The sequence below is a fragment of the Candidatus Nitrospira nitrificans genome (assembly GCF_001458775.1).
Lineage (GTDB): Bacteria > Nitrospirota > Nitrospiria > Nitrospirales > Nitrospiraceae > Nitrospira_D > Nitrospira_D nitrificans.
In genome coordinates this window covers 157,112-180,181 of the sequence record NZ_CZPZ01000032.1, presented here as the reverse complement: position 1 = coordinate 180,181, position 23,070 = coordinate 157,112, and the positions used below count along the sequence as shown (strand labels likewise).

Here is a 23,070-nt window from a genome sequence, read left to right as displayed (position 1 = left end):
TCGTGATTGCCGTACGTCGATCAGCTGTTTCTCCGCTCCAACTCGCCGCCCTGGCCAGCGCGGCGCTTATCCTGCTGCCGCTCGGCTATGTCACGATCCTCGCCTTGTCGGCCGATTTCTCGGTGTGGCATCGGCTCTGGACCACTCGAGTCCCGGAACTGTTGTGGAATACGGTTTCCTTGGCGGGCGCCGTGGCCTTGCTCACGCTCGTGCTCGGTCTATCGACCGCCTGGATGGTGACACGATTTGAATTCCCCGGCCGCCGGCTGTGGGAAGTCGGTCTTGTGTTGCCGCTCGCCATGCCGACCTACGTCTTGGCCTATGTGTACAACTATCTCTTGGGGTTCGGCGGTCCCGTAGAGCATCTCTGGCAGATGGTCGCCGGGCCTCAAGCCAGGATCTTCTCGCCCCAAAGTTTTTGGGGCGTCACCTTGGTGATGGCGCTCGACACGTTCCCCTTCGTCTACTTGCTCACGCGCAGTGCGCTTCTGAGCTTCAACGTATCGTTTGAAGAAGTCGCCCGCACCTGTGGCGCATCACCACTTCGGAGAATGCTGTTCGTCACGCTCCCGTTGCTCCGCCCATCCATCGTCGCCGGCGTCGCCCTCGTCATCCTGTACGTTGTCTCCGACTTCGGCGCCGTCTCTCTGCTGCGTTACCAAACATTGACCTACGCCGTGTTTCAGCAGATGACCGGACGGTCCGACAACCAGGCCGCCAGTATCTTGAGTATCTTATTGGTCGTCTTGGCGCTCCTGTTCTTGTTGACCGAACGATGGTTCCGTCGAAAGAGCCGGTTTTACCAGACCACGGGGCGCTTTCGAGCTCCGCAACGAATCCGATGCGGATGGGTGCACACGACAACACTGACGGCCTGCTTGACCACCGTAATCGGCTTGGCCTTCGGAATCCCTGTCTATCTGCTGGTGACATGGAGCCTGACCCCGGAGGCCCTGGCGATTCTCGACGGCCGGTTCTTCGGCTTCGTCTGGAACAGTGCCTTTCTATCGACTTTGGCCGCCACGGCCGGCGTGTTGGTTGGACTGCCCCTCGCCTACCTCGCCAGCCGAAAACCGACCTGGCTCAATACCGGTTGTCTGCAAGCCGCCTATGCCGGTTATGTCTTGCCGGGTCCGGTCGCTGCGCTGGCGGTGTTGGTCCTCTTTCTCGACGTCATGCCGTTCTTCTATGGGACGGTCATCGTGTTGATCGTCGCCTATGTCCTGCATTATCTTCCGGCCGGCCTCCAATCACTCGAACCCTCGATTCAACAAATCACGCCGAATCTTGAAGAAGTCGCCCGCACCCTCGGTCTGACCGTTCGGGAGACCTGGCGCCGCGTGACGTTGCCGCTCATTCGCAACGGGGTCATCGTGGCATGGGTCTTGATTTTTTTGCAGACGATGAAAGAGCTCCCGGCGACGCTGCTGTTGCGACCGGTGGGGTTTGACACCTTAGCGATCCGTGTGTGGCTGGAAGCAAGTGAAGAGTATTATCAGCTGGCAGCCCCATCCGCTTTATTGATCGTGCTCGTTGGCTTGCCTGCGCTCGTCTTGTTGCTGTCCCGTGATTGGCGGGCCGCCTAAAACGACTATGAACCTACCGTTGCACAGGACACAGGCGGATGCCGACCGGCTCGAAGGGCACGCCGACCTCAATCCACCGGCCTCTTCTATCTTGGAACTCCGTTCTGTGTCTTGTGCCTATGATCCAAGCAGACCCGCGATCCGTGAGATTTCATTTTCCGCGCGAGAAGGCGAAATTCTCTGCTTGCTGGGACCGTCCGGCTGTGGCAAGACGACCGTCCTGCGAGCGATCGCCGGGTTTGAACCGGTCCGGTCCGGACAAATATTTTTATCGGGCCGATTGATTTCCTCTTCCTCGGGAACGATTCCAACGGAAGAGCGTCGTATCGGGATGGTTTTTCAGGAGTACGCCCTTTTCCCACACCTGCGCGTCGCCGATAACATCGCCTTCGGGCTTCATCATCTGTCGCGGGCGGAACGGGCATGTCGCGTCCAAGAAATGCTGCGGCTGACCGGTCTCGAAGGGCTCGACCGACGCTACCCGCATGAGTTGTCGGGAGGGCAGCAACAACGAGTGGCTCTCTCACGGGCGCTGGTGCAAAATCCCGTTTTACTCCTCCTGGATGAGCCGTTCAGCAACCTTGACCCTGATATGGCCGGCCGTATGCGGCAGGAAGTGCACACCCTGTTACGCCGGATGAAAACCACGACTATTCTCGTGACGCATGATCATGACGAAGCCTTCGCCATGGCGGACCGCATCGCCGTCTTGAATCAGGGAGTGCTCGAACAAATGGATTCGCCGGAGGTGATTTATCATCTCCCAGCCACGCGGTTCGTAGCCGATTTTGTGGGCCAGGCCGACTTTGTCACCGGGCAGATTCAACAAGGTCTGGTGCATACCGAGCTGGGAGAGTTCCCCGATACGCTTGGCAGTGTCGAGGGAAGCAGGGTCGTCGTCATGATCCGCCCCGACGACATCCAGCTCATACCCAATAAATCAGCCGAATCCCGGGTCGTGGCCCGCCAGTTCAGGGGCTCTGAAAATCTCTACACGATCCAGCTCCCGTCCGGGCAGATTATCCACAGCAGCGAGAGCTCAACCTGTGTCTACCAGGAGGGCACCGCCGTCCAACTCCGAGTTTCTGCCACCCACACGGTGCTCTTCCCAATCGAACCGCCTTCATCAGATGCATAGGTCTAGGCTGAATGCGTGTACACATTGACAGCTCCCCTTGTGATCTGGCATGGATGGACCGGTACTCCGGTTCCCACCCCACCGGTTTGAGTTGCACCTTCACGATGTAAGGAGTTTCGATGGACGCGTTGAAAGACGCCATTGACTATGGAATCGTCGGCCTGTTACTCGTCCTGAGCGTGTGGTCCGTCGCTGTCGCGATCGAACGATGGCTCTTCTATAAGCGTGTGAATCTCAAGCAATTTTCGAACGCTCAGCTGCTGGAAATCACTCTGACCAAACATCTCGTGATTATCGGCACGGTGGCTGCCAACGCCCCGTATATCGGCCTCCTGGGAACTGTCCTTGGCATCATGTTGACATTCCATACGATGGGAACGTCGGGTACGATGGCCGTGAGTACCATCATGATCGGCTTGAGCCTGGCGTTGAAAGCAACCGCTATCGGTCTCCTGGTCGCCATACCTTGTGTCGTGATGAATAACGTGCTGCGTCGTCGTGTGAGCGAGATCCTCACCGAGTATAAGGCCCAACATGGAACGGAACATTGATCAGATCAACGTGATCCCACTCGTGGATGTGATGCTGGTCTTGCTCGTGATCGTGTTGACCACCGCCACTTTCATCAGCACCGGGCAAATTCCCGTCAACCTCGCCAAAGCCAAGGAGGTGGGCGATCGGAAAGATGTCCCGATCGTGATCTCCTTGACGGCCGATGGAAATCTGTTCTTCAATGACTCTCCGATTCCCGCCGGAGGCCTTCCCTCTGCCCTCAGCTCTCAGCCGCGCGAATCGGCGGTGGTCGTGCGGGCTGACAAGGTGACCTTGCTCGAAAAATTCGTGGCCCTCGTCGACGAGATTCGCGGCTTAGGCTTTCAGCAAGTGAGCCTGGAGGTCATTCGACTGTAACAGAGGAACTCCATGCCGCGTTCAGACGATCAGACCGGCCCCATGACGGCTAGTTGGCTGGTATCCTGCCTGCTACACGGAGGCCTAACCGTGGCAGCCGTCTTGTTCGTCCAGCGTATGCAGCTGGCGCCGCAGGCTGACCCGTTCCAATGGGATGTGGCGATGGTCGCACCTCTCTCATCTTCACCAGGATCCTCATCGCAGTCTGCAACGATGGCACGGCCGACTCCGGCACATCAGCCACAGACTCCTCCAGTGGGGAAACAGGATCGACGAAGGACGATGCCTGGAACTTCAGCGCCGGCGCCCATCGCTGACGTGGGTTCAGAATCCCGTCCGGAACAGTTTCTCCCTGATTCGATATCGTCCACAGCGACTCTCCTCACACCTCAAGTTGCGCGGCAGGACCTGTCGAGTCCATCGGCTGACCTGGTGATGCCTGCTCACGAGAGTTCGACCACTCCCCTTGAATCCCAGGTGGCCAAGGACTCTCCGCTCGACTCCTCGTCTTCCGTGATGGCCTCCTCGGCACAGTCCAACCCACTCAGGCCAACCAAAGCCGACTACGGATGGTTGGCGGAGCTCATGGCACAGTGGATCGAGGATCTCAACAAACGATATCCGGCAACATTACGAACGGAGGGCATTCAGGGGAAAGTGACCCTGGCTGCGATGCTGCATGAAGATGGGCTCTTGAGCGATGTGCGTATCGTGAAGAGCTCAGGCAATCCTGCGCTTGATCAAGTCGCCTTGGACGATGTAAAAAACGGCCCCCCGATCAAGCTCTCTCGCCCACTGGAACGGGATCAACTACCAGTAAAATTTTCGATTAGTTACGATCTCAAGATGGCGCGGTAGTCCTCTCGGCACCTCATGGCGCGTACAGCCGACCACGGAGTCCCGACGAGACAGTGATCTTGCCCTCCTGGTCGATGATGATCGCTTCAACACCCGGCAAGCGCTCCACCAACGCCATCCCCTGTTCCGGTCCTAGCACGAAAATCCCGGTATCCAATCCGTCAGCCGTCGCGCCTTCATTGGCAATCACCGTGACACTCTGACAAGCACCAGCCGGGCGCAGGGTTTGCGGGTCCAAGATGTGATGATAGCGGACTCCGTCCCGCTCGAAGAACCGTTCGTAATCACCCGCTGTCGACACGGCTTCGTCGTTCAGGTCGATCATGGCAATCAACTCTTCCTCCCGGCGTGGATGCTTGATACCAACCGGAAACCCCTTTCGGTCCGGCAGGACACCGAACGCTTTGATGTCGCCTGATAGCGCAACCACCCCACCCATCACTCCCACTCGTTTCATCTCCGTCACGGCCCGATCGGCTGCGTATCCCTTCCCAATCCCACCCACATCGATGCGCATTCCCTTATGGGGCAGATAGATAGTCCGTGCTGCTTTGTTGATTTGAATGCCTGTCCAATCGACGAGAGGCTTCAATTGTTGCAATTCCCTCTCATCGGGAATGCGCTGCCGTTCGCTTACACTCCAGGCTTCGATGGCGGGACCGAGTGCGATATTGAACCCACCGTGGGTGAGCTGGGCCATTTCAATGGATCGGGCCACCAACTCCAACGTCTCTCGGCTCACTTGCACAGGCTGACGGCCGGCTTCTGCATTCACCTGTGATAGTTCACTGTCTTGAAGCCAGGTACTCAGTAACCGTTCAAGCCGCTTGATCTCATCGAATGCAGCCTGCATAGCCCGATCACCTATGTTCTGCTCAGAGGCTACAGTCGTGAGGGTAACCAGAGTACCCATGTGCATCTGAGTACGTTTCGAGACGACGGGCGGAGGAGCCGATCGCATCTCCGCGCACCCAGCCATGAAGGCCGTGATAAGACTGAGCATTATAAGAAAGGCGCGGGCTCGTGACAGTTTCATGGTCACAATTGTCCTTATCACCGATGCCGCCGAAAACACCTTGGATACCGAGGGGAGGGCGGCACTTCATAGAGCCGTGCTTCCGGTGGATAGCGCGGGGACGTTTCACCAGTTAAGACCGTCAAGACTCGCCCCCACAACCAGACTGCCCGCGACCTGACTCGGATCACGGCAATTCAGTCACACAGCCTGACATACACAGAATCGGCGCTCCCGGCAGCCTCGCTGGAACACCCAGAGCTTCTTCATGGGGAAATTATATGGCAAGCCGCATTGGAAATGGCAGACCGCTCGGCGAAAACTAACCGCTTGACAGTGGAGCACTGATCGGGATATTAATAATCGTTCTCAATTTCAATCTATCGATCATCACATATCATGACTATCGCCAAGGCCTCATCGGTGGACTACGATCCGACTCATGAAACGCGCTGTGAGTGCGGCCAGCTGATCGCCAAGGTGTGCGGACAAGGGCTGGAACTGAAGTGCAAGCGCTGCAAGCGCATTGTCGTCATCCCCTTCTCTTCAATCGAAGGCTGGGGAACTGCTTCAACATAATTCCCTGTCAACAAAGGAGGCACATACTTACGTTTGGCGGTTGCACACATTTCGTTGACCCGAAGACCAGAGACCGTTGAGTCCCGAGTCAGACCATCACCTTACTCATGCGGGAGGATACCGATGAAGATGCGGTCAATTCTCTGGGCTCTTTCGATCATTGCGCTGGCGGTCACACCGGTCTTCGCAGAAGAGAGCCTTGAGGAACGAGTGAAGAGACTTGAAGAGGCGTTGCAGAAAGCCCAGGAGCGTGAATCTCGCGAGATTCAGAGGGACGCTTCGTCCTCAAAACAATACCCGATGCCGGCGGGGCCGATGACCGATATTCGAGTGGGACGCAAGGGGGAGGAGACCGTTCCCCTCGGATTTGGATCGACCGGATCGGGAAAATTGCTCTACGCCAAACCCTTCTTAAGCATGCCCAAAGCCATCGTCGGCGGTTATGCCGACGTGATGTACAACATCCTGTCTCGTCAAAACTTGGACAATCCTAGTCGCAATAGTTTCGGCCAGCAGCGATTGGTGCCCTTCATTTTCGCCGATATCACCGATCGCATAAAATTCGCGACCGAAATTGAAATCGAACGCGGAGGGACCAATTCACCCCAAGGGGATGGGACGATTCAAATCGAATTCGCCCAATTGGATTACCTGGTCGATGAGAGAATCAACCTCCGAGGCGGCATTCTTCTGATGCCGGTCGGCAAATTCAACTTGCTCCATGATTCCCCCTTGAACGACCTTGTCGATCGGCCCATGGTCTCGAGAATCATTATCCCGAGCACCTGGTTCGAAGCCGGCGCCGGAATCTATGGCACGTTCTATCCATCGGCTCTCTCCAAAATCGACTATGAACTCTATGCGGTCAACGGCATGACCCAGACCGCCGGCGCCATGACGGATTTGGGCGTCCGCAGCGCACGTGGCAGCGTATCCCGAGACCGTGACGACAGCAAGGCCATCGTCGGCCGCTTGGCCTTTAGTCCGATGTTGGGGATTGAAATCGCCGGGTCGGGTTATCATGGGCAATATAAACCCTCGACGGCCACAGTCGGCTCCGGCAATCTTGATATCTTTGCGGTTGACTGGACGTTGCAACGTGGGCCCTTCGAGTTGATCGGTGAAGCGGCCTGGGTCAGGATCAGCAATAACAATGCGACCGGGGTGGCCGGCAACGGCATCGGCCCTGCCGGCATGTTCGGCTATTATGTCCAGGGGAACTACCACTTCATGCCGGAGATCTTGAAGAGACTGGCGCCCAGCCACTTCTCTGACGCATCCACCTTCACGGCAACGGTACGCTGGGAACAAGTCGACACCGATACGGACAATCGCACCGTCGGCGGGGCAAACACGCTTGGAAATCGGCGAGAGCTCGACCGATTGACGGTGGGTCTCAACTTCAGGCCGATCGAAGATACGGTCTTCAAAATCAACTGGCAGCATAATGCGCAGAACGGCGCGGTGGGATTAACGCCTGCCGGAGATCTGGGCACCGCCAGTAGTCCGATGGATGGAGACGGATTTCTATTTCAGGCAGCGACCTACTTCTAACTGTGCGGCAAGGAGGCTCCCCGCCTGATCGGCGGGGAGCTGATGACATGACAAGGTTTCGACAACTGTTCTTGCGACTCCTCCCACTCCTGCTGACCGGAAGTGTGGGAGGCTGTGCCTTGATGACAAGCGGCATGCAACAACGATTTGCGGTGTGCAGTTATGACCACGCATGGGAAGCGGCGATGGATGCCGTAAAGGATCGATCAGCCGACACGCAGGATAAAGAAGCCGGCTTGATCGTGACCGAATGGCTTGAAATTCCAATGCCTGGACGGCCCTACGGCGTTTTTCGGAGAGATGTCGGCGACAGCAAGGACCGCTCCCGCCTCACGTTGAAAGTGAAGCGGATGGATGATGTCACCAGAATCTCTTTCATCGAAGAGCGACAGAGCTGGGTCTTTCGAGGAGGATCACGTCTCTTTGGCTGGGCTCCGACCGACCCCTCCCAGGAAGTCATGCACGACGTGCAAAACCGTCTCGACGCCAAACTGAAGGAGCACGGATGCACCGTCACGTAAGCGTCATTTCAGGTTTTGTGCTGGGAGCCTCACTGTGTCTGACGCTTTCCGCTTGGGCCGGAACAGAAAAAGTATGGGACAACGACCTCAAGCGTTATCTCACCGAAGATGAATTAAATCATGCCGAGATCTTCATGAGCGAGGAAGCGGCCGTCAAGATCATCCTGGCAAAATCCGAACGAATTCGTAAGGACGTCCTCCAACTCACGCAGGACAGGAAAGACCTGGTGGAACAACGCATCGGGTGGAAGTTCCCCGAACAAGCGTTCGAAGTCTACATCGGCGAAACGGGCGAGAAGATCGACGGATACGCCATGGTTCATAACACCATCGGCAAACACAAGCATATGACCTACATGGTCGGGGTCGACACCAAAGGGGCCTGTTCGGATGTCGAGCTGCTGGTCTTTCGCGAGGCCCGCGGGAGTGAAGTCGGCCGGAAGCGGTTCAACGTACAGTACGAAGGCAAGACCGTATTGGACCCGATTCGCATCAACAAAGATATCATCAATATCACCGGCGCCACGATGTCCGTCCGTTCCATCAGCGCCGGCGTGAAACGGGTACTCGTGTTGATCGACGAGTTCTACCTGAAGCCTGCCGGGCTCGGCAGTGATACGCTGGCCGCGAAAAAAGATAAAGGGTTTTTGTCTTCAATTTTCGGGAACTAGCGAAAGCGGACCCAGCGTCCCGGGCATGCGAAACTTTAATCAAAAATTCAGGCTCCGTGATTCGGATCGCCATATTCGGTTGCTCTACACGTTGTTTTTGCTCTTGATGCTGGCTGGATTTACATTTTCGTTTTTTTGGGCACATAGCATGACGGGATTGTCGCCGCAAGGCATTGCCGAGCACTACCGAGGATCGGATGCGACGTTCGGGGAACCGATGTCGTTCCGCGAGCTGGCGGAAATTACCCATTTTCATCTCTTCACGATGCCGGTCGTGTTCATGATTTTGATCCACGTGATGTATTTGACCAGTGCAAGTCACACCCTCAAGGTCGTCACCACATGGGCCGGCTTCGGCGGCGTGATGCTCGATCTGGTATCGCCATGGCTGATCAGCTACGTGTCTCCTCTATTTGTGATCTCAATGTTGGCCGGCGATACCCTCATGACGATCAGTTTCTTAGTCATGATGGTGGTCCCACTGTATGAAATGTGGATACGTGGACAGCCGTTAATGGGAGGGAAGCGCCCCCAAGGGTCCTAACCTTCTCAGTCGGCGGCACACCCTTTAGCGGCCAGCGGTTATTCGCCCAGAGCCCAGAATCACGCACGTGATTCTGGGCTCTTCGTTTTTACAGGAGGCAGCATCATGCATGTCGACATTGCAGATCGCATCAAGCCAACCGTCTTGCCCATTCAGAGCATGCTCACAAAGATCGATCGGCTTCATCTGCCGTCCGCCTCACGGCGCGATCTCGAGAGCATTCTCGTTCGGCAAGTGGCGAAAGAACTGGATCGGCTTCTACCGTGGCAAGCCGGGCATGGTCAGGGAACAGCGGCGATCGCATTTCAAATCGGACGGGCTGCCCATCTCACCGACGAGGATTTGCATCAGCTCAAGCTGGCGTCCCTGCTTCACGATATCGGCGTTCTCATGCTTCCACCCTGCCTGCAAACCAAACGAGAATGGTTTGAGCCGGACTCCTATGTGGCGATTCAAAACCACCCGCGGCTGGGAGCCACGCTGCTGGAACCGTTTTCATTCCTTCGTGAGGCCACCATCATGATCGCCCATCACCACGAGCGATGGGACGGATCGGGATATCCCTATGGGCTCAGGGGAACGTTCATCCCGTTGGGAGCAAGAATTCTCGCCGTCGCCGATGCATTCGAAGCCATTCAGGTCCCCACGGTTTACGATCGCCCCCTTCGAGATCGCATTGCGCTTCGAATTCTCCGGGTGGCGGCAGGAACTCAATTTGACCCCTCGGTCGTCGATCTCCTGGCCGAACTCATGAGAGAGCCGGAACCTATCTATGTCAGAGAGCCACCTCACCGGTAGCGCCGTCGGCATACGACCTACGCCGGCATCGAAGTGGGAGCCCCACCTCTCCCACTTGGCAAGCATGGACCCTCACCTCCCGAGGGCCCGTGCCTGCCCTACATAACGATAGACGACCGTTGATCTTGGATGAGGGCTTGCCAGGAAGGGTCACACTGATTTTGTTGAAAGGAACCATGACTGTCATGAATCCGACCTTGCGTACACATCAATCAAAGATTGCTCGTATCTTCGCCTCTTCGCTTCTCTTCCTCACCGGACTCGTCGCCTGTTCAGGAAATGAGAACACGCCACCGCCTCTCGCCGCTACTGGTACGCCAGGGGCTGAAGAGGCCGTCGGCGAACGACTGTTTCTTGAAACACGATTCACCCAAGCGTTCAAAGTGTCTCTGGACAACGGCGGCGATATCAATGATCCGAATATCAATGACCGCGCAGTCGATATCGTTGAAACCTTGGGCGCGCCGATCGACCCGGGGCCGTTCAAGGGCCTCTCCATGAATTGCCGGGCTTGTCATTTGGTCGACGATGTTCTGGATGCGCCGAGAGGCGGCATGCGGGCCTATGCTGACTTTGCGCGCCGTAGCCCCATCCCGGCCCGAGCGGACGGCAAAACCGTTGCCGTCCGCAATTCACCCCCTCTCGTCAATGCTGCGCTCGATCGACCAGGCGGCGTCTTGTTCCACGTCGACGCCGAGTTTAATTCCATGGAAGACCTGATCGCGGCCACCTTCACAGGCAGAAACTTCGGCTGGCTGCCTGGAGAACGAACTCAGGCCATCGCGCATATCGCGCGCGTGGTCCGGTCCGACAACGGCGCCGGAGATCTGGCGAAGGAGTTCGATGGAACCCCCTTCAGAGTGCTTTTCGGCGGGACCGACGCCTCCATACCGGAGGAATTCCGGCTCACCTCGGAATTCCGCAAGACGATCGACTCCGCGACCGACCAGGAGGTGTTCGATGCCGTCGTCAAAGTCGTCACCGCCTACGTCAACGGTCTCCTTTTTTCTCAAAACGAAGACAGCGGGGCGCCGATCCGCTCTCCGTTTGATGTGTTCCTGGAGACCAACGGGCTCCCGCAAGCGCTCAATCCCAACGAATCTCCGATCGATTACAGCAGACGTCTTCTGCAACTCGTGAAATCACGTGAGTCGGCCGGAACACTTCAGTTTGTCACCTCGAACCCCAACAGAACAGACGGCCGGTTCCAATTTCATGCTCAGCCCTTCTCCTTTGGGACGCGGGAATTGGCTGGATTGAAGATGTTCTTGACGGAACCGACGGCGCTCCCCGCCACACCGGCCGAACTAACGGCCGGAAAACTCGGCAATTGTGTCGCCTGTCATGCCGCGCCGAACTTCACCGACTTCAAGGCCCATAATACCGGGACGACACAGAAGGAATATGATGAGATTCCTGGCCATGGTGATGGGGCTTTCAGGAATTTGGCCATTCCCACGCTCGCGACACGAACCACCGATGACCTGCCGGCCACCGAACAACACCCGGTGGCCAGTGAGCGGTTCCGATCCGTTCCGGCTGCCGGGACCACGTTGACTGACCTGGGCCTGTGGAACGTTTTCGCCAACCCCGACATGCCTGCGCCGCAAGCCAAGATCCGAAACATCCTCTGCGATGATGAGCAACCCTGTTCCGCCTCTCAAGGCGAACTCTTGAATCGTGCGACCGCTCGATTCAAGACACCCGGTCTTCGCGACCTCGGACATTCGGAGCCCTTCATGCACAACGGTCAATTCGACACCTTGGATGACGTGATCGATTTCTATGTCGACGTCTCAGACCAAGCCCGCGCGGGGACACTCCGGAATGGTGCGCCCCAGCTACAAGGCATCGTCCTTAAACCCGGTGACATTGCCCCACTTGTGGCATTTTTGAAATCGCTGAACGAGGACTACCAGTAAACAGTGCCCGTTATGGACCATGACTCGCACACATCCTTGAAATAGGTGAACGCTATGAACCCGCATTCCCCTTCCTGTTCATTCATCATGACCTGCCGGCGCTGTCACGAACCGATCGGCCATCGCAATCCGCAGCTCTGGTGCATCAAATGCCGACACGTCCAACGTCAACAGGGGCAAGCCAGGGGGCTGGCACAATCGCTCAAGACACGGCGGCTGAAAGCGTGGCTCAAGACTTTTTCCTGCTCGTGAGTGAGTCCTGTTGCATCGTGCATTGAACGCGCGAGAAGCGCGATTTTTTGAAGATGGAACCTGGGATGAGACCTACGGGAACGCAAGGGCAGCAGTCATCGAGAGTGCCGGCCAGGACAACGGGAGCAGAATGCTGAAAGTCTTGCCGGACCAATCTGTCTTGACCGTGGGACAGGGAAAACAGACGGCCAACGTGAGACAAGACTCAACGACAATAGTGTGGCCCTTATCGATTTCGGTGGCCCAACGCGCCCTTTTCGGACTCGCCCAATCCCTGATCTGAAGCATACAGTCCCGTGGGCGCGAAAGGCATGACCGTCTCGGAAGCAGTCCAACGAACAATGCCGACGCCCAAGTCGTCCTTTCCCCCACGCTTTGGGAAAAGACTTCAGCTACAAGACCGACGGGGGCTAGGAGACACTGCCGTTTCTATACGGAATCACCCTTCGCCTACTTCTTAATCTGCTCCGATAGGAACCGGTCAAGACCAACCTGATCGATGGTTCTCAAGCGAACCTCAAACCAATCAACATGTTCCTCGGAATCTTCGATCATATGCTCCAGTAAGTGACGCGTTGTGAAATCTCCCACCTTGGCGCAATGGGCGATGGCTTTTCGAAGCAATTCGACATCGTCGCGTTCGAAATCCAGATCGGCTCGGAACAGCGTTCCTACGTCCTCCCCCCGCACGATCGGATCAAGCTGTCCCACCTCCGGCGTACCGTTTAGGTACAAGATATGGTCGATCAGACCGGCAGAGTGTTGCACTTCTTCATTCGCCAAGTGACTGTAGTGCTCCTGCAGCCGCTCGTATCCCCAATTCTTACACAGAGCCGCGTGCAACAAGTATTGGTGAACGGCCGTCAACTCGGACCGGAGCACCTGATTCAGAAACTCAAGGACGCCTTCTTTAGCTTTCATGGACTCCCTCAGGATTCTTTCTTGATCTGTTCAGCCAGATAGTTCTCCAGGCCGACTTGTTTGATAGTTTCCTGCTGAGTTTCGATCCAATCGATATGAGCATCAACATCCTTCGCCATATCTTCAAGCATGTGCCGGGTCGTAAAATCGGTGACCTTCGTGCAATGCACGACTCCTTCGTTCAACAAGGCCAGCATCTCCTGTTCCGCCTTCAAGTCCAACTTCAACTGTTCAGCTACCGTCTCGCCGACCTGAACGGCGTTCATTCGTTGGACATTCGGGACGCCTTCCAGATAGAGAATATGGCCGATGAGTTCATCGGCATCTTTCATCTCATCGATGCTCCGCTCACGCACCTTATGATGAAGCCGATCATAGCCCCAATTACTGCACATCTTGGCATGGACAAAATACTGATTGATGGCGGTCAAGTCCGCCGTCAGGATTTTATTGAGGATGGCAACGACCCCTTCTTTTGCTTTCATCTCTGGCCTCCTTCCGAAAAAATCATTACCCTTCGGCTCATTATCATCACGTATCACGCTCGTCGTCAACTCGATAAATAGATGCATTCTGATTTCATCTCTCAAATTCGGTGAAATAGATTCTCAATATTACGCGGGCCGCACCTGCGCGCGAGGCGGCGTTTTCTCAATGCGGATGCGACACGCATGGTTCGAGCACTTGAAACAGCAGTCCGCAGGGTGGTATATTCGTCAAAATATAGGCTGCCTAGGAAATTCATTTGGCGGATGATGTCATGATTATGCATGCACTGCGAATAAGCCTTCCCCTCCTGGTCCTCGTAGCCGTAGTCGGCCCTAGCACCGCCGCTGCACATGGAAATGTGGCGATTGAAGAGGACATCTGTGTGCGCAGAATCGGTGGGAATATGGTGCATTTTAGCGCATACCAGCCCCAGATTGAGCCGAAGGCTCAGTACTGCACAGAAATCCCTGATGTGGGGGAAACGTTCCTCGTGGTGGACCTTGTCGACCCGAGTCTGCGCAATACACCCATAGGGGTCAAGATCATTCAAGGAGTCAATGAAAACGAGCAGGACGAGGCCAAGACCGTGGCGTATTGGAAGCCGGTTTCTCACCCAGATGGGGTCGTGAGGGGTGAAGCCACGCTGGAAAAAGGTCTCTACAAATTGATCATCACAGCGGAGGGGCTCAGCCCTTCCACCTACCTGCTGCGAGTGCAGCAGGCTGACTATTCAAAGATTGGACGCGCAGCTCTTGGACCCTTGGCATTACTGCTGGTACTTGGGGTCGTCGGGTATGAGCTCTCGAAATCGGGTCGAGTGCGAGGATGGTTTGCATCACGCCGTCGCTCATGAGCAACCAGACGACGCATGTCCGTATCTGAGCATTCTCTTCACCATCGCAAAAAAGAGGACACATTCATGAAGCCTTTCGCATTCCTGAAACTGACGGTTGGATGTGCCGTAGTTGTTCTGAGTGCTCTCTTGTCTTCGCAAGTCCATGCTCACGGTGGACTCTCCATGGCCGAGGACATGTGCAAGCTCACGATCGGCCCCTATACGATGCACTTCAGTGGTTACCAGCCTGAAAACACTCAACAAAAGCAGTTCTGTGAGGATATCCCAGCGACCGGCCAAACGATCGTCGTGCTGGATTACATCGAGCAAGAGCTTCGCACCCTCCCCGCCGAAGTTCGGATCATCAAAGACACCGGCACAGAAAGCAATCTGGAGACAGACACCGTGTTTAACTTGCCGGCCAAAGTGTATCCCAATGGTTCGATCGACTTTGCCTACACCTTTGACAAGCCCGGGAAATTTGTCGGCATCGTCACTGTGGGCGACAAGAAAGAGCATGTCTCTAAGTTTCCATTTTCGGTGGGAGAGCCGAAGTTCTATACCAAGTTCTTAAATATCTACATGTTTCCTGTGGCTGCGGTGCTCATTGTCCTAGGCATTGTGTTTTTCATGAGAGACCGCAAGCCGTCGCAAACCGTAGCTTCCTAATGGTTTAGACCATCGCGAAACCGTTATGAATGCTGAGCATTAGAGAAACCGAGGGGGGAACATGTCCGGTCATCTTCTCATCCGTGCTTGGGTGTGTTGTGTATTTCTGCTGGTTGTCGCGCCTTTTTCGGCGATGGCCCAACATGGGCATGAATTGGCTGCAGATACGTGCGTCCTCCACGCAGGACCCTATAAGATGCTTTTTGCAAGCTATCTACCTGACATGTACTACGATCGGAAATTCTGCCAAGAGCTTCCGGCGATGGGGAACACCGTTTTGGTTCTAGATTATGTCGAACAGGAGCTCCGTTCTATCCCGGTAGAAGTAAGGATCATCAAAGATACCGGCTCGGAGGATAATCTTGAAGCAGCAACAATCGCACACCTCCCGGCCAAGGTCTATCCCACTGGATCTATCGACGTAAAATACAACTTCGATAAGCCTGGAAAGTTCGTCGGGTTGGTTTCAATAGGTCAAAGTCGCGAACATGTCGCGCGGTTTTCTTTTTCGGTCGGTGAACAAGGCGTCATCTCCCATCTCTCGCACTACATGATGGTCATTGTGCCGGTCTTCGTAGGCATTGTCGTTGCCGTGTTCTTCGCCTTCCGAGATCGTCGCAAGCCGTCACAGGTCCGGGTATCGTAAGAAGCGACTTCTCAAGGGAGCGCCAGACTAGACCGCCCGATGCATCACCGGAGTGAGCAATCGGGCGCAGGGGGAACTCATGGTCGGCTCAGCAGGCATGCATAGGTTCACGCGCTTCATCTTGATCATCGTGTTCATCTTGGCAGCACCTGTGACCTCGGCTTTGGCGCATTCCATGTTAGTCAAGGCCGAGCCTCCGCGACGAGCCGTGCTGACCAAGTCGCCGACACAAGTGCGACTCTGGTTCAACGAGAAGATCGAGGGAGACTACGCCTCGCTCGTGGTCCTCGATGCCCAAAAACAGCCGATCACCGACGCCAAGCCCACCCTTGCACCGGATGACCAAAAATCGATCGTGTTGCCTCTTCCCGATCTGGCTCCCGGTAAATACTCCGTTAAGTTCCGTGTCCTCTCGGTCGACGGCCATGTGGTTGATTCGACCTTCGACTTCACCGTAAAGGGCGACACTCAAAGGAAATGATCGAGGCCGCCGGTGCGCTGTTTCGCTGTCTGCAATTAGCGTCCAACATGATGCTGATCGGAGGTTGCGTCTTCTTAGCAATCGCCGAACAGAAGAGCCTCGAATCAGGGCATTCCTGGCCGGCTCGTCTGAAAAGGACGTTCCCTTGGTTGGCCACCCTCCTGCTGATCGGCCTAGTCGGTCTCTTGGCCACGACGACCGCGCAGGCTACCGGATCTCCTGAAAATGCCTGGAGTCCGCAAGCCTGGTTGGACTTTTTACAAAAGACTCGTATCGGGTTTATCTGGGCTCTGCGCGCTGCCGGTGCCCTTGCTGTCCTTGGGGTCGTTCTGTCCATTCAGCTTTCTCCCGCAGCGCAATGGCGCTACATCGTAGGGGCGGCAGCGGCAGCGCTGACACTGACGTTCGGTTCTCTCGCTAGCCATTCGGCCGCCGAAGAACAAGCGCTGTTGGCCACCGCGATCTATGCCCTGCATCTCATCGCAGCCAGCGTCTGGTTCGGCGGCCTCCCGGGCGTGATCCTTGTCGCCTCCACCACGACCGACTCAACGGACGAAAGATCACGTATCGGTGACGTGCTGGCTCGTTTCTCGGGATTGGCTCCAGCCACAATGATCGTGATCGTCATATCAGGCGTTGTCGTGGCCAATCGCATGTTTGAGACCAATTACGCCGGACTAGTCGCGACTGCCTATGGTTGGCTGCTCATCACGAAGCTCACGTTACTGGCCGTGATTCTTTCTATCGCCTCTCGAGCGAAGTCTCAGTGGATACCAGCGCTTCGGCAAAGCTCCGAGCAAGCAGCCGTAGGTGGTCGAAAACTTCGGACATGGATACCAGTCGAGTTCGGCCTCGCCATCCTCCTGGTCATCGTCGCCACCTTGCTGGCCAACGCGGTCCCGGCTAAACATGACGTCATCGATAACTGGCCCTACCCGTTCCGCTTCTCCATCGACGCCACATGGGACGACTGGCTGGTAAGAGCCATTGTGCTAACCGGCCTTGTGCTCCTGATCATAGGCGGAACGACAATCATGCTCGGTCGCAAGAAACAGTGGGCGACCTCATGGCGAATCGCTGTTCCAACCCTGCTGGGGATCATGGGCCTCAGCGCGACACTCTATCCCATCGCCGTACAATCCTACCCGGAAACCTACCGGAAGACCCCGGTTCCATTCGATGCCATCTCAATTGCCAATGGCGTCGAGCTGTTCACGGCGAATTGCATTCCGTGCCATGGCCCACAGGCTAAAGGGAATGGGATATTGGCCAAGACATTGCCGAAACAACCAGTCGACCTTCTGACGGAGCCGCATACCGCCATGCACACGGCCGGTGACTTCTTCCATTGGCTGACCTACGGACGATTCAACGGGGTTATGCCGGCCTTCGGTGAGAAATTCTCAGAAGAAGAGCGTTGGGATCTCCTTAACTTTCTCCACGCCAACTCCCGAGGATATCAATCGAGGATTATCACGCCTCGCATTCTGCCTGAGCAACCGTTCATGGCTACCCCAAACTTTTCGTATACGGCGCACGATGGCTCAAGCGGCACATTGAAAGACTTCCGCGGAAAACAAGATCTGCTGCTTGTGCTGTTCTCTTGGCCGGAGTCGCGTGCTCGGCTTGATCAACTCCGTACGGCTTCGACCACGATTACCGCAACTGGCGCGGCTATCCTGGCAGTTCCCATGACCGACCTTTCTCCGGATGAGCTGACCTCGATAATCTCACAGGGAATGCCGTTCCCCGTCGTTACCCAAGGTGGACGAGAAATCTCCCGGAGCTATGCGCTGTTCCGCCGAACTCTTTCCATTCCTGACTTGTTCGGCGAGGGAACTCGCCCGAAGCACATGGAATTTCTCTTCGACCGATTCGGATACCTACGAGCTCGATGGATTCCGCAAGGAGACGGACCGGGTTGGACAGACATAAGCCTTTTGACACAACAGATCTCCCAGCTCAATCAAGAGCGAGAGATCTTGCCTCCTCCCGGTGACCACGTCCACTGAAGCATGCCTATGCGATAGAGTTCATCGAGAGAATTCTTCTGGACAAACTGCACATCGCGTGTCCAGGCAGGACAGACAAACGCCATGGTGCAGACCTGCTGATCTTGACTTCAATCATCCGCAAGAGTATAGGTGAGGTCGCACCGACCACGCTTGCCATTTAGGCTGTATATGAGGGGTTTGCTAGCCTAAGCCATAATATTTCCCTTGACTCATCTCAGATTTTTGTCGGATACTTGCTCACATTTTAACAGGTCCATCCACTTGAGCAAATGAGACGTAGTTGTGGGGGATCATTCACTGAAACGTTGTATTCCGTAGGTTCACTATTTCATCCAAACAGAAGGAGGTAGGGAGTATGGCTGCAGACAGTTCGGGGCGAGGGTATGACATCTCGCAGTGGTACGATTCGAAGCCGGTGAAGATCGGCTGGTTGGCGATGCTGGGGATCGGCGTGTTTTGGGTGCTGTACCAGCGGACGTTTGGGTACTCGCACGGGCTGGACTCCATGACGCCGGAGTTCGACTCGGTGTGGATGGGGTTGTGGCGGTTCAACATCCTGGCGAACGCCGCGTTCTTTGCCGTGTCGATCGGCTGGATCTGGGTGACGCGGGACCGGAACCTGACGAACCTGGACCCGAAGCTCGAACTGAAGCGGTACTTTTACTGGATGGGGTGGTTGGTGTGCTACATCTGGGGCGTGTACTACGCGGGCAGCTACACGTTGGAGCAGGATGCGGCGTGGCACCAAGTGATCATCCGGGACACGAGCTTCACGGCGAGCCACATTGTGGCGTTCTACGGGACGTTCCCGTTGTACATCACGTGCGGTGTGTCGAGCTATCTGTATGCGCAGACGCGGTTGCCGCTGTACAGCCAAGCGACGTCGTTCCCGTTGGTGGCGGCGGTGGTGGGGCCGATGTTCATTCTACCGAACGTGGGGTTGAACGAGTGGGGCCATGCGTTCTGGTTTGTGGATGAGCTGTTTGCGGCGCCGTTGCACTGGGGCTTCGTGACGTTGGGCTGGTGCGGGTTGTTCGGGGCGGCGGGCGGGGTCGCGGCGCAGATCGTGAGCCGGATGTCGAATCTGGCGGACGTGATCTGGAACAACGCGCCGAAGACGATTCTGGATCCGTTCCCCAGCCAGGTGAACCCCAACGCCAAAGCCGGATACTAAGGGGTAATGGGCTGAGCACAGATTCATATGAACCATAGGTCGGCATCTGCGGTTGGCCAGGCGCTCCATGGAGCGGAGCGTCTGGTTGGCCACGGTCGACCGAAATGACGGAGGATGTCAGTTATGTTTAGAACCGATGAGATTATCAAGGCCGCGAAGTTACCCCCTGAAGGGGTGGCCATGTCTAGGAAGATTGACTATATCTATTTCATTCCCATTTTGTTCGTTACTATCGTCGGAACCTTCCATATGCACACAGCGCTGCTGTGTGGAGACTGGGATTTCTGGCTCGATTGGAAAGACCGTCAGTGGTGGCCGATCGTGACGCCGGTTACCTTGATCACTTTCTGCGCCGCTCTCCAGTACTATAACTGGGTGAACTACCGACAGCCGTTCGGCGCAACGCTCTGCATTCTGGCGCTTGGCGCCGGCAAATGGATTGCCGTCTACACTTCGTGGTGGTGGTGGTCCAATTATCCACCCAACTTCGTCATGCCGGCTACAGCGATCCCCGGTGCCTTGGTTCTCGACATCGTGCTGTTGTTGACAAGGAACTGGACGCTGACGGCGGTGATCGGAGCGTGGATGTTCGCGGCACTGTTCTATCCGAGCAACTGGCCTATATTTGCCTATAGCCATACGCCTCTCGTTGTCGATGGCGCATTGCTCTCATGGGCGGACTACATGGGCTTCATGTATGTTCGTACCGGAACTCCTGAGTACATCCGGATGATCGAAGTAGGGTCGCTGCGCACGTTCGGTGGTCACAGCACCATGATCTCCGCGTTCTTCTCTGCGTTCGCGTCTTCCTTGACGTACATCGTGTGGTGGCAGTTCGGAAAATTCTTCTGCACGTCGTACTTTTACATCACTGACGACAGACAGCGGACCACGAAGGTGTACGATGTATTTGCATATGCCACCTTGGGGCCACAAGGCGACAAAGCTAAACTTTCTGGGGGAAAAGCATGAATGCCAAACACGTCTTCAAACTGTGGATGATTCGACTCTGCGGGGTGGCGACACTGGCGGTCACGCCGGCTCTCGATATTACCCCCGCATTCGCTCACGGAGAGCGATCGCAGGAGCCGTTCCTGCGGATGCGTACTGTGAATTGGTATGATACCGAATGGGTTGGAAAGTCGACCAAAATTAACGATGTGACAGAGCTGAAGGGCAAGTTCCATTTGTCCGAGGATTGGCCTCGTGCGGTGGTGAAACCCACCCGTACCTTCATCAATGTCGGATCCCCTAGTTCCGTCTTCGTGCGTCTGAGCTCGAAGGTAAATGGAACGCCGATGTTCGTCTCTGGGCCAATGGAAATCGGTCGTGACTATGAGTATGTGGTCACACTGAAGGCCAGACTCCCTGGCCACCATCACATCCACCCCATGTTTGCCGTCAAGGAAGCCGGTCCAATCGCGGGACCAGGCGGTTGGATGGACATCACGGGTAACTATGCGGATTTCACCAATCCGATCAAAACACTGACTGGTGAAACATTCGACTCGGAGACAATGGGGAGCGCCACCGGAATTATGTGGCATATCTGGTGGATCGCCCTTGGCATCTTCTGGGTCGGGTTCTTTGCCATCAGACCCATGTACCTCATTCGCGCTCGAGTCCTTGCGGCCTATGGGGACGAGATCCTGCTTGACCCCATCGATCGCAAAGTTGGAGTTGCGGTGTTGGTCCTCACATTGGTTGTTGTGGTCGTCGGGTACATGGCTGCAGAAGCACGGCACCCGATCAGCGTCCCTCTTCAGGCTGGTGAGGCGAAGATCAAGCCTATGCCAATCAAGCCTAATCCAATGGTGGTTGAGGTGACCCATGCAGAGTACGATGTTCCGGGCCGCGCATTGCGCATGACCATTCATGCGACCAATAACGGCACACAACCGGTAACCATCGGCGAGTTCACCACAGCAGGCATCAGGTTTACCAACAAGTTTGGCGCAGCCAAGGTTGATCCAAACTATCCGGCCGAACTGGTCGCAGCGGCTGGTCTGACGATGGATAACGAGGCTGCGATCCAGCCTGGCCAAACAGTTGATATCCATATCGAGTCGAAGGATGTCCTCTGGGAAGTGCAACGGTTGGTGGACATTCTCCACGATCCGGATCAGCGCTTCGCAGGATTACTGATGTCTTGGACGGATTCTGGTGAGCGACTCATCAATCCGGTCTGGGCTCCAGTCCTTCCGGTCTTCACACGGCTGGGAGCATAAGGTAGTCCTGGTTTAATGAAACGCCGGTTCGTCCCCATCGTATGATGGAATGACGAACCGGCGTTTTTCTTTGTTCCCCTTCTCGCTCAATTCTCCCCCATTTATATTTTATATCCCTCATTTTCTCGTTGACATGTTCACTTCTTTATCCAACGAGAGTGTCTTACATCCGCACATCCCACGATGTATGAGTTAACGGCGCGATAACAGATGTCAGGAAACCGGCAAGAAGCGATTCATGACCTGGTTTGAGCTTGCCCGTTCCGCAGGGGTCCTGTATGATTCCAACGGTGTGTGGTACTGCAGATTGAACGATCGTGGGTGTAATACTGAACGCCTGCCGAAACTATTTTGCTCTCAATTACGTTTGATGTATGGAAGCTCCGACAAGCACTTCTGCTCGCTGGCCCTGGCTCGTTAGAGTCACCCAGACTGCCCTCCGACATTTTCCGAACAGCAATGCAGCCAGCACGCATCGAATGCGCGATTATGCTATTGCTGCGTTTACATTCCTGAGCGTTGCCGTGAGTTCTTTGTTTGAAATCAGTGCCAGTATCGAGCGACAACAGGCGTTAGGAGCCTTGGCCTGGGTCTTTCTCGGGACCTTATTGCTCGGCGAAAATCGGGAAACACGGGTGCAGGTCCTGATTGCGGTCATCTTTGCAACAGTGGGAGAGCATTTCGCCTCCATCTATATGGGAGGCTACACCTATCGATTCGAGAATGTACCGGCTTACGTCCCACCAGGCCATGGCATGGTCTACTTGACTGCAGTCGCCTTGGCACGATCTGGCCTCTTTGTACGCCATCCCAGACTAATTGCGCTATTTGTCATAGGCGTCTGGGGCACTTGGGCCATCTGGGGCGTCACCGGGTATGCTGAGCGTGGAGATGCGGTCGGTGCGTTGCTGTTTTGCATATTCTTAATCTGGCTGGTGACAGGCCGCTCACCGATGGTCTACCTCGCTGCATTTTTCATTACGACGTGGCTGGAATTGATCGGTACAACGGTCGGCGCGTGGCACTGGGCAGCTATAGACCCACTCCTGGGATGGCCACAAGGTAATCCGCCCAGCGGCGCCAGCGCTTGGTATTGCCTGGTCGATGCGGTTGCCATTGGAGGAGCAGGGCCGACGTTGCGTGGGGTCAAACGTCTCCACGCCTGGTACCGGTCGAGCGCGGTCTTGAATCGAACGGGGATCTCCTAACACTGATGCGCATGCACTCCTTAATACTGCCCATTTCCTATGGGTACATACACCCCT

25 protein-coding genes are annotated in these 23,070 nt (G+C 55.8%); 22 read left to right on the top strand and 3 right to left on the bottom strand.

Annotated elements, in window-relative coordinates:
• Window positions 1-2 precede the first annotated feature (2 nt).
• The 5 genes from COMA2_RS16245 (at window position 3) to COMA2_RS16225 (ending at window position 4,491) form a co-directional block, all read left to right on the top strand.
• Window positions 3-1,586, top strand: coding sequence for an ABC transporter permease (locus COMA2_RS16245; protein WP_090900709.1), 1,584 nt, complete (start codon window positions 3-5; stop codon window positions 1,584-1,586).
• Between the two features lie 88 nt (window positions 1,587-1,674).
• Window positions 1,675-2,724, top strand: coding sequence for an ABC transporter ATP-binding protein (locus COMA2_RS16240; protein WP_407919020.1), 1,050 nt, complete (start codon window positions 1,675-1,677; stop codon window positions 2,722-2,724).
• Between the two features lie 119 nt (window positions 2,725-2,843).
• Window positions 2,844-3,275 (top strand): TonB-system energizer ExbB, encoded by a 432-nt coding sequence (exbB, locus tag COMA2_RS16235; protein WP_090900703.1) that lies wholly within the window; start codon window positions 2,844-2,846, stop codon window positions 3,273-3,275.
• Window positions 3,259-3,633, top strand: coding sequence for an ExbD/TolR family protein (locus COMA2_RS16230; protein ID WP_090900700.1), 375 nt, complete (start codon window positions 3,259-3,261; stop codon window positions 3,631-3,633). The genes exbB and COMA2_RS16230 overlap by 17 nt, the downstream gene beginning before the upstream one ends.
• A 12-nt stretch (window positions 3,634-3,645) precedes the next feature.
• Window positions 3,646-4,491, top strand: a complete 846-nt coding sequence (locus COMA2_RS16225; RefSeq protein WP_090900697.1) for an energy transducer TonB — start codon at window positions 3,646-3,648, stop codon at window positions 4,489-4,491.
• A 13-nt stretch (window positions 4,492-4,504) separates the two neighbouring features.
• On the opposite strand, the gene COMA2_RS16220 is transcribed toward COMA2_RS16225, so the two are convergent.
• Entirely contained in the window at window positions 4,505-5,527 is a 1,023-nt protein-coding gene (locus tag COMA2_RS16220; RefSeq protein WP_090900694.1) for an FAD:protein FMN transferase, read from the bottom strand.
• A gap of 378 nt (window positions 5,528-5,905) precedes the next feature.
• Between COMA2_RS16220 and COMA2_RS16215 the strand changes: the two genes are divergently transcribed.
• From COMA2_RS16215 to COMA2_RS16180, 8 genes are all read left to right on the top strand, one after another.
• Window positions 5,906-6,085, top strand: a complete 180-nt coding sequence (locus COMA2_RS16215; protein WP_090900691.1) for a hypothetical protein — start codon at window positions 5,906-5,908, stop codon at window positions 6,083-6,085.
• 123 nt (window positions 6,086-6,208) lie between these two features.
• Window positions 6,209-7,639 carry a hypothetical protein gene (locus tag COMA2_RS16210; protein ID WP_090900688.1) on the top strand — a complete coding sequence of 477 codons (1,431 nt, stop codon included), beginning with the start codon at window positions 6,209-6,211 and terminating at the stop codon, window positions 7,637-7,639.
• A 47-nt stretch (window positions 7,640-7,686) separates the two neighbouring features.
• Window positions 7,687-8,160: a hypothetical protein gene (locus COMA2_RS16205; RefSeq protein ID WP_090900685.1), complete on the top strand. Its 474-nt coding sequence runs from the start codon at window positions 7,687-7,689 to the stop codon at window positions 8,158-8,160.
• Window positions 8,145-8,831, top strand: coding sequence for an FMN-binding protein (locus COMA2_RS16200; protein ID WP_090900682.1), 687 nt, complete (start codon window positions 8,145-8,147; stop codon window positions 8,829-8,831). Before COMA2_RS16205 ends, COMA2_RS16200 begins: the two co-directional genes overlap by 16 nt.
• Window positions 8,832-8,856: 25 nt before the next feature.
• Window positions 8,857-9,375, top strand: coding sequence for a hypothetical protein (locus COMA2_RS16195; RefSeq protein WP_090900679.1), 519 nt, complete (start codon window positions 8,857-8,859; stop codon window positions 9,373-9,375).
• 105 nt (window positions 9,376-9,480) lie between these two features.
• A complete protein-coding gene (locus COMA2_RS16190; protein ID WP_090900676.1) occupies window positions 9,481-10,173 on the top strand; it encodes an HD-GYP domain-containing protein in 693 nt (230 codons plus the stop codon).
• A 176-nt stretch (window positions 10,174-10,349) separates the two neighbouring features.
• Window positions 10,350-12,095 carry a hypothetical protein gene (locus tag COMA2_RS16185; protein ID WP_139077429.1) on the top strand — a complete coding sequence of 582 codons (1,746 nt, stop codon included), beginning with the start codon at window positions 10,350-10,352 and terminating at the stop codon, window positions 12,093-12,095.
• A gap of 262 nt (window positions 12,096-12,357) precedes the next feature.
• Window positions 12,358-12,630 carry a hypothetical protein gene (locus COMA2_RS16180; RefSeq protein ID WP_090900670.1) on the top strand — a complete coding sequence of 91 codons (273 nt, stop codon included), beginning with the start codon at window positions 12,358-12,360 and terminating at the stop codon, window positions 12,628-12,630.
• 167 nt (window positions 12,631-12,797) lie between these two features.
• Here the strand turns inward: COMA2_RS16180 and bfr (COMA2_RS16175) are convergent, their stop codons facing one another.
• Together bfr (COMA2_RS16175) and bfr (COMA2_RS16170) are read right to left on the bottom strand one after the other, a co-directional pair.
• Window positions 12,798-13,268: a bacterioferritin gene (bfr, locus tag COMA2_RS16175; protein WP_090900668.1), complete on the bottom strand. Its 471-nt coding sequence runs from the start codon at window positions 13,266-13,268 to the stop codon at window positions 12,798-12,800.
• Between the two features lie 8 nt (window positions 13,269-13,276).
• Complete coding sequence (gene bfr / locus COMA2_RS16170) at window positions 13,277-13,753, bottom strand: bacterioferritin (RefSeq protein ID WP_090900665.1); 477 nt, start codon at window positions 13,751-13,753, stop codon at window positions 13,277-13,279.
• Between the two features lie 275 nt (window positions 13,754-14,028).
• Between bfr (COMA2_RS16170) and COMA2_RS16165 the strand changes: the two genes are divergently transcribed.
• The 9 genes from COMA2_RS16165 (at window position 14,029) to COMA2_RS16125 (ending at window position 23,013) form a co-directional block, all read left to right on the top strand.
• Window positions 14,029-14,610, top strand: a complete 582-nt coding sequence (locus COMA2_RS16165; protein WP_090900661.1) for a hypothetical protein — start codon at window positions 14,029-14,031, stop codon at window positions 14,608-14,610.
• A gap of 165 nt (window positions 14,611-14,775) precedes the next feature.
• Window positions 14,776-15,261, top strand: coding sequence for a hypothetical protein (locus tag COMA2_RS16160; RefSeq protein WP_217490788.1), 486 nt, complete (start codon window positions 14,776-14,778; stop codon window positions 15,259-15,261).
• 61 nt (window positions 15,262-15,322) lie between these two features.
• Window positions 15,323-15,907 (top strand): hypothetical protein, encoded by a 585-nt coding sequence (locus COMA2_RS16155; RefSeq protein WP_090900658.1) that lies wholly within the window; start codon window positions 15,323-15,325, stop codon window positions 15,905-15,907.
• Between the two features lie 79 nt (window positions 15,908-15,986).
• A complete protein-coding gene (locus tag COMA2_RS16150; protein ID WP_217490787.1) occupies window positions 15,987-16,388 on the top strand; it encodes a copper resistance CopC family protein in 402 nt (133 codons plus the stop codon).
• Entirely contained in the window at window positions 16,385-18,400 is a 2,016-nt protein-coding gene (locus tag COMA2_RS16145) for a CopD family protein (RefSeq protein ID WP_090900655.1), read from the top strand. The genes COMA2_RS16150 and COMA2_RS16145 overlap by 4 nt, the downstream gene beginning before the upstream one ends.
• Before the next feature lie 358 nt (window positions 18,401-18,758).
• On the top strand, window positions 18,759-19,577 hold the full coding sequence (gene amoC / locus COMA2_RS16140) for a bacterial ammonia monooxygenase, subunit AmoC (RefSeq protein WP_090900652.1): 819 nt from the start codon (window positions 18,759-18,761) through the stop codon (window positions 19,575-19,577).
• Window positions 19,578-19,700: 123 nt separating this feature from the next.
• A complete protein-coding gene (locus COMA2_RS16135) occupies window positions 19,701-20,549 on the top strand; it encodes a methane monooxygenase/ammonia monooxygenase subunit A (protein ID WP_090900649.1) in 849 nt (282 codons plus the stop codon).
• A complete protein-coding gene (locus tag COMA2_RS16130) occupies window positions 20,546-21,805 on the top strand; it encodes a methane monooxygenase/ammonia monooxygenase subunit B (protein ID WP_090900646.1) in 1,260 nt (419 codons plus the stop codon). Before COMA2_RS16135 ends, COMA2_RS16130 begins: the two co-directional genes overlap by 4 nt.
• Before the next feature lie 479 nt (window positions 21,806-22,284).
• Complete coding sequence (locus COMA2_RS16125) at window positions 22,285-23,013, top strand: hypothetical protein (protein WP_090900644.1); 729 nt, start codon at window positions 22,285-22,287, stop codon at window positions 23,011-23,013.
• The last annotated feature ends 57 nt before the right edge of the window (window positions 23,014-23,070 follow it).